6 protein-coding genes and 1 pseudogene are annotated in these 7,306 nt (G+C 69.7%); 4 read left to right on the forward strand and 3 right to left on the reverse strand.

Annotation, left to right across the window (positions count from 1 at the left end; all coding sequences use genetic code 11):
- Together ABYX71_RS09265 and ABYX71_RS09270 are read right to left on the reverse strand one after the other, a co-directional pair.
- On the reverse strand, positions 1–993 hold a 993-nt coding region (locus tag ABYX71_RS09265), incomplete at its 3' end, for an EAL domain-containing protein (protein WP_372696217.1).
- 189 nt (positions 994–1,182) lie between these two features.
- A complete protein-coding gene (locus ABYX71_RS09270; RefSeq protein ID WP_372696218.1) occupies positions 1,183–2,907 on the reverse strand; it encodes a thiamine pyrophosphate-binding protein in 1,725 nt (574 codons plus the stop codon).
- 149 nt (positions 2,908–3,056) lie between these two features.
- Between ABYX71_RS09270 and ABYX71_RS09275 the strand changes: the two genes are divergently transcribed.
- The 4 genes from ABYX71_RS09275 to ABYX71_RS09290 all read left to right on the forward strand — a co-directional run bounded on the left by ABYX71_RS09275 (position 3,057) and on the right by ABYX71_RS09290 (position 6,903).
- Positions 3,057–4,349, forward strand: a complete 1,293-nt coding sequence (locus ABYX71_RS09275; protein WP_372696219.1) for a Rieske 2Fe-2S domain-containing protein — start codon at positions 3,057–3,059, stop codon at positions 4,347–4,349.
- Positions 4,346–4,825 carry an aromatic-ring-hydroxylating dioxygenase subunit beta gene (locus ABYX71_RS09280; protein ID WP_372696220.1) on the forward strand — a complete coding sequence of 160 codons (480 nt, stop codon included), beginning with the start codon at positions 4,346–4,348 and terminating at the stop codon, positions 4,823–4,825. The genes ABYX71_RS09275 and ABYX71_RS09280 overlap by 4 nt, the downstream gene beginning before the upstream one ends.
- 18 nt (positions 4,826–4,843) lie before the next feature.
- On the forward strand, positions 4,844–5,821 hold the full coding sequence (locus ABYX71_RS09285) for an alpha/beta hydrolase (RefSeq protein WP_372696221.1): 978 nt from the start codon (positions 4,844–4,846) through the stop codon (positions 5,819–5,821).
- Between the two features lie 146 nt (positions 5,822–5,967).
- On the forward strand, positions 5,968–6,903 hold the full coding sequence (locus tag ABYX71_RS09290) for a fatty acid desaturase (protein WP_372696222.1): 936 nt from the start codon (positions 5,968–5,970) through the stop codon (positions 6,901–6,903).
- A gap of 71 nt (positions 6,904–6,974) precedes the next feature.
- Here ABYX71_RS09290 and ABYX71_RS09295 read toward each other — a convergent pair.
- Positions 6,975–7,306: pseudogene (locus ABYX71_RS09295) on the reverse strand (alcohol dehydrogenase); the annotation flags it as partial.

The raw sequence follows: 7,306 nt of genomic DNA on the forward strand, positions 1-7,306 counted from the left end.
GAGCAGGTTCTCGCTGCGCTGTACGCCGTCCGCGTCCACCCAGTAACAGCGCAGGGAAGGCGCCAGGTCACGCAGCGGCGCGCTGGCATTGGCCAGGTCGCCGCCCGCCGCCAGGTGGGCCGCCGCCGTTGCCAGGTGCGACGCCACCTCATCGACGCCCGCCGCCGTGCGCAAGCCGGCGCGAGCGCGTTCGATGGGCACGACGTGCGCCGGGGCACGCAGCGCCGGTGCCGGCACCGCGAAATGAAAGCCCTGTGCCAAGTCGCAGCCGACCTCCAGCGCCAGTTGCGCCTCGACCTGGTTCTCCACCCCCTCCATCAGCACCAGCGTGCCGCAGTCGTGCAGGAACTCCACCAGGCTCGGCAGCAGACGACGCTCCTCGTCACGCGCCAACGCCGCCAGCAGCAGCTCGCGGTCCAGCTTGACGATGTCGACGCCGAGCGACCACAGCCGCGTCAGGCTCGACAAACCCACCCCGTAATCGTCGATCGCCACCAGGCAACCGAGCCGCCGGTAGTAGCTCACCGCCTCAGCCAGGGTATCGCCGTCCTGCACGCCGCTTTCGGCGATTTCCACCACCACCCGTGCCGGGTCGAAACCGGTCTCGTGCAACAGCGCCGCGAGGAATTCGCCGTGCCGGCGATGCCCCGCCACCACCATCGGCGACACGTTCAAGAACAACCAGCCGGCGTCCGGCGTGGCCTGCCCCAGGAAATTCCGCAGATGCAGCAGCCGGCACAGGCCGTCGAGTTCGATCAGACCCGCTTCGTCGAGACCGCCACTGAAGAAACGAAACGGCGTCGCGCCGCGACCGTCTGCGTAATCCAGGCGCACCAGGCCTTCGTGACCCACCACACGCCCGGTACGCAGCGTCACCACGGGTTGAAACACGCTCGACAGGCGCAGACTGCGAAACCTGCCCTGCCAGGAGCCGTCAGCGTTCTGGCTGGCCTGTGTCTCGAGTCGTGAAAGCTGCACGTGCGGTTGGGTCATTGAATTGGATCCGGATGCGGGCAACGCGAGAGGCCGATCCACGGCCCGCCGGCGGCTGCCATGCCATCCCGCCGGCACACAGCGGCGCGGCGGGTCGTTGTCAGCAGGTATATCGGCCGTTCTCCCGGCCTCTGAATACCGCGCGGCTCACTGTACCTCCGGTTCCGGACACACACGAGCGGCAACGCCTCAACCACCGAACACTTTCGCCAGGAAGGCCACCTCATCGCCGATGCGGACATCGAGGATCGCCGGCCTGCCCTCGCGCACGGCGGCCACGGCCCGCCCGACGGCGGCGCGGATCTGCGCCGGGTCGTCCACCTTCTCGCCATGACCGCCGAACATCACCGCCAGCTGGCCGTAATCCGGATTGGGCGCGATCGGCGAGCTGACGTGGTGTTGACGGGCCACCGCCACGCCCGTCGGGTACAGGAATTCGGTACCCATCTGCATCGAACGGTAATGGCCGTTGTTGAAGATCACCGTCAACAGGCCGACACCGTACTGCTGCGAGAAGCCCAACGCCGCCAGGCCCGGGTTGTAGTTGTAGGTGCCGTCACCGACGAACACCACCGGCAGCGCGTCCGGCAGCCCCACCGCCGCGCCGAGCGCCATGCCGATGCCCAGCCCCAGGCCACCGGACAGGGCATTGATGAAGTGACCCGGCTTCAGACGGTCCATCACGTTGATGAGGGTGTGGTGGGTGAGGATGGTCTCGTCGACGATGACCGCATCATCCGGCAGGCAGGCGTTGAGTTCATGGCACAGAAAGCGCGCGTCGATGGGTGTCGCGCCGGCGTGCTGCAACGCCTGTTCTCGCCACTGCGCCCGCCGGCCGGTGGACCGCTCACCCCAGGCGGCGGTGCGCTGCTCGGCACCGGCGGTCGCGCTCGGGAGGCGCTCCAGCAGCACGTCGACGGCCGCCATGGCGTCGCCCTGGATGATGAGATCGGCCGTGAAACCCGAGTACGGGTCGCGCCCGCGCAGCGGGTCCTGCGCCACCGCAATCAGCCTGGCGCCCGGCGGCGTCATGGCGGTCGGCGGGTACCACGGCCCCGGCGCTTCCAGCATCAGCACCGCGTCGACGTCCTTCATGTACGGCTGGGCGTAGAAACCGGCGTGCAGCGGGTGCTCGCGCGGGAAGTTCACGAAGCCCGGATGCTGCCCCTCCACCACGCCGGCGCCCAGACGCTCGGCGAGTTGCACCAGACGCGCCGCTTCATCGGCAGTGCGGGCGGCGTTCTCGACGATGATCAGCGGGTTTCTGGCCGCCTTCAGCCAGGCGGCCGCCTGTTCCAGCGCCGCGCGCTCGGGCCGCGGCGTGCTGGGGTTGGCGTAGCGCGCCGGCGCCGGCAACACCGCCGGCTGGTGCAGGTGCTCGAACGGCAGCGACAAAAACACCGGTCCCTGCGGCGCGCCCATGGCCAGCGCGCAGGCGCGGTGCACGGCACCCGCCAGCACGGTCGGCGTGTTGAGACCGAAGCTCGACTTGCAGATCGAGTCCACCAGCCGCGCCGGCCCGCCATGGTCGGCCAGGAACCGTCCCCATTGCGCGCCGACCCAGGCATCCGCCCCTTCGCCGAAGCTCACCGACTCGCCGGCCAGCACCAGCAGCGGAATCTGCTCGTGATAGGCGGCGCGGATGCCCATGGCGGCGTGGAGCGTACCGACCGTGGCGTGGACCAGGCACACGCCGAGCTTGCCGGTGGCCCGCGCGTAACCCATGGCCTGGCCGATGGCCAGGTCCTCGTGACGGGCGTTGTAGTAGGCGGGGGCGGGCTCGCCGGCGTCGGCGCGTCGCGCCAGCGCCTCCCACAGCGGCGGCCATTCCGAGCCGGGTGAGGAAAATATCGCCTCGACCGCGTAGCCGTTCAGGATGTCGAGCAGAACTTCCGCGCCATTGGGCTGGCTCATGGGGATCTCCTCCGGATAGTCGTTGTCGATCGGCCCGGCGCGGCGATCGGCGCCCACGCCCGACGCCATCATAGACCGCAAGACTACCGAACGATCGGCAGGTACGGCATGCTACGTTGCAACCCCGCCCGGTGACCGGAGACAGCGCCATGAACGCCCCGTACAGCGTGTCCGACTACTCACACCTGGTGCAGCGCGACCGCGTGCACAGCGCCATCTATACCGACCCCGCCATCTTCGAGCAGGAAATGGCGCGCATCTTCCACCGCGCCTGGCTGTGCGTGGGACATGAGGCGGAACTGCCGAATCCGGGCGATTTCCGCGCCACCACCCTGGGCCGCCAGCCGGTGGTCATGGTGCGCGGCGACGACGGCCAGGTGCGCGTGTTCATGAACCGCTGCCGCCACCGCGGCATGACCGTGTGCGAGACCGAAACCGGCAACGCCCGTTTCTTTACCTGCTGGTACCACGGCTGGGTGTACAGCAACACCGGGCCGCTGCAGGACGTGCCGGGGCCGGCCGGCTACGGGGCGGATTTCTGCAAGGATGACCTCGGCCTGACGCCGGTACCGCGGCAGGCGAGCCATCGCGGCTTCGTGTTTGCGAGCCTGGCGCCGGACGGCCCGTCACTGGCCGAGCATCTCGGGCCGGCCGCCCGCTACCTCGACATCTACATGGACGCCTCACCGCTGGGGCAGATCGCGGTCACCGCCGGCGTGCACCGCACCCGCTACCGCGGCAACTGGAAGTTCGTCGGCATGGACGGCTACCACCCGCACTACACCCACCGCTCGGTGCTGGACGCCTGGCGCCGCCGCCCGGGCGGCAACATGGCCGACACCCACCACGGCGACCCGTTCGCCGACGAATCCGGCAACCTCACGCGCGACCTGGGCAACGGCCACGTGCTGCTGGATTTCCTGCCCGGCCGCAGTGCCAACCTCGACCGCTACCTGGACACGCTGCGCCGCCAGCCCCAGGGCGAGCAGTACATCCAGGCCATGCTCGACACCTACGGCGAGGCGCGCGGACGCGAACTGCTGGCCTGGGCCGGCGACCCGCACGTCGGCGTCTATCCCAACCTGCAGCTGATCGGCGTGCAGATCCGCCTGGTGCGCCCGCTGGCGGTGGACGACACCGAGGTGCTGATGTTCCCCGGCCTGCTCCAGGGGGTGCCGGACAGCATCAACAGCATGCGCCTGCGCCAGCACGAGTCGTTCTACGGCCCGGCCGGCGCCGGCTCCCCCGACGACGCCGAACTGTTCGAGCGCAACCAGGAAGGCCTGAAGGCCGACGTCGAGCCGTGGCTGCATCTGGGCCGCGGACTGAACCGCGAACGCCTCGAGGCCGACGGCACCCGCACCGGCCTGATCGGCGACGAAACCACCCAGCGCGGCCAGTTGCGCGGCTGGCTGCGCCTGATGTCGGAGACGCCAGCATGATCGTCACCCGCGAGACCGTGGAAAGCTTCCTGTTCCACGAAGCCGACCTGCTCGACGCCATGCAGGTCGAGGACTGGCTGGGCCTGTGGGCGCCCGAGTGCTGCTACTGGGTGCCCTGCAACGACCGCGACGCCAACGGCACCGACCCTGGGCGGCAGGTGTCCATCATCTACGACGACCGCGCGCGACTCGAAGACCGCGTCCACCGCCTCATGAGCAGCGCCGCGCACAGCCAGCGTCCGCGCTCGCGCATGCGCCGTGTGGTCGGCAACATCCGCTTCGAGTCCCGCGAGGACGAGGTGCACACGCGCTCGAACTTCGTGCTGGCCGAGCTGCGCCGCGGGCGCCAGGAGGTCTGGTCCGGCGTCAGCCAGCACCGCCTGCTGCCGGCGGGCGACCGCTTCACGATCAAGGCCAAGACCGTCCTGCTGACACAAAGCGACATGGCCATCGACAATCTCACCTTCCTGCTCTGACACCGCCCAGGACGCCCCATGACCCAAGACGTCACCGCCACCCTCGCCCGCCCGCTGTCCGGCCGGCTCCATCCGCAGGTGGCCGCACACCTGGAACAGCTGGCCGCCATGGAGGCGCCGCCCCTGCACGTGCTCACGCCCGAACAGGTGCGCGTCGGCTTCGGCATGCAGCTGCAGATGACCGCCGGCGCCGCGGCGCCGCTGCCGGTGGTGCGCGACGTCACCATTCCCGCCGCGGGTGGACCCATCAGGGCGCGCCTTTACCGGCCCGCCGCCGATGGCGTACTGCCGGGCCTGGTGTTCTTCCACGGCGGCGGCTGGGTGATCGGCGATCTCGACAGCCACGACGACCTGTGCCGTGACCTGGCGGCCGGGGCCGGCTGCGCGGTGCTGGCGGTGGACTACCGGCTGGCGCCGGAGCACCGCTTTCCGGCGGCCGCCGACGATGCCGTGGCCGCCACGCGCTGGGCCAGTGCCAACGCGACGGATCTCGGCATCGACCCGCAACGGCTGGCGGTGGGCGGCGACAGTGCCGGCGGCAACCTCGCCACGGTCAGCGCGCTGGCCGCGCGCGATGCCGGTATCGGGCTCGCGGCGCAGCTGCTGATCTATCCGGTCACCGACCTGTCACGCCTGGAAGGCGAGTCCTACACCGCCTGCGCCGACGGCTACGGACTGACCGCCGACGCGATGGTGTGGTTTCGCGACCATTACCTGGCCGACGCGGCGGCGGCCCGGGACTGGCGCGTGTCTCCCCTGCTGGCCGCCGACCTCGACCGACTGCCGCCGGCGCTGGTGGTGACGGCCGAGTTCGACGTGCTGCGCAGCGAGGGCGAGGCCTACGCGAAGCGACTGGCCGACGCCGGCGTCCCGACGCAGCTGGTCCGCTACGACGGCATGATCCACGGCTTCGCCTCGATGGCGGGCGTGCTGGACACCGGCCGCCAGGTGCGCAGCGACATGGCGCGCTGGCTGGCCGATCGCCTGGCGCGCTGAACGGCTCCCTCGCCGCCGCACCCTGATCTCCTGTTCGGGCGCTGTTGACGTCGGTCAAGACGGTACTGGCCGACGCCGCGATGATGCGCGCTGGGCACTTTGCCCCCCACAGCCTGGACGCTGCCCCCATAAGGAGATGAGGAACGATGTCCGCCCACGCCCCGAGCCCCAGTGAACACCTGCTGCGCGACTACATGCGCGCCCCCCTGCTGGCCCTGCCCACCACCGTGCTGGCGATTTCCATGCTCGGCGGCATGGCCCTGGTCTGGTACCTGTGCCTGACCGGCCGCATGAGCTTCTGGGCCGGCGCGCTGATCAACGGCCTGCTCAGCTACGGCCTGTTCAGCCCCATCCATGACGGCGCCCACCGTGCCATCTCGCGCATCGGCTGGCTGAACGAGACCATCGCCGACGTGTCGCTGCTGTTCCTGTTCCCCTACGCGCCGATGGTGGCGCTGCGCTGGCTGCACAACCAGCACCACATCCACGCCAACGGCGTCGAGGACCCGGACCGGTTCGAGCACGACGCGCCCAAATGGCAGGCACCGCTGCGCTGGGCGTTCTTCGACCTCTGGTACATCTGGTACTTCTTCACCCGTGGCCAGCACCTGGTGAAGAAACACAGGAAGGAACTGATCGCGTTCTACAGCTGCCTGGCGCTGGCGGTCGGCACCCTGATCGCGCTTGGCTACGGCTACGAACTGTTCATGCTGTGGTTCATCCCCACGCGCATCTCGCTGTTCCTGATCGCCGTGGTGTTCGTCATCCTGCCGCACCACCCGGCCATGGTCAGCCATCACGAGGACCCGTATCTGGCCACCACCATGCGCATGGGCTGGGAATGGCTGCTGACACCGTTGCTGGTGTACCAGAACTACCACCTGATCCATCACCTGTACCCGACGGTGCCGTTCTACAAGATGCACCGCGTCTGGTACCTGCGTTACGACGAGCACGTGAAGCACGACGTCAGCTACCAGACCGCGTTCGCGCTCGAGCCGCAGAACATCGACGTGCACCGCCAGTTCCATGCCCGGCAGGCGGGCGACCCGGACGCGGCGCCCGTCGCCAGCGGCGCCTGACCGGCGAGCTCCGGCACGAAACGCCCCGGTCCCTGCCGGGGCGTTCCGTTTTCGGGGCGCGTGCCGGGCGCTCAGGCGGCCGGGGCGATCACCGCCTTGACCGTCTCCAGCCGCGCCACCGCCTCCAGCGCCTGCTGGCTGTCCTCGATGCGGTAACGGTGTGTCACCACCTCCGCCAGCGGAAACCGCCGATGCTGTGCCTGCACCACCTGCAGTGCCTGATACAGATGACGCGGCTGCGACAGGGCGGTGCCGATGATGCGCAGGTTCAGGTTGTTGATCAGGCGCGGCTCGACCGGCACCGTGCCGGGCGCCGACCACAGCCCGACGATCAGATAGCGCCCACCACGGGCCACCAGCTGCAGGCCTTCGCCAAAGGCCGGCACCGCGCCGGCGGCCTCGA

This window comes from Immundisolibacter sp., from assembly GCF_041625615.1.
Classification (GTDB): Bacteria; Pseudomonadota; Gammaproteobacteria; order Immundisolibacterales; family Immundisolibacteraceae; genus Immundisolibacter.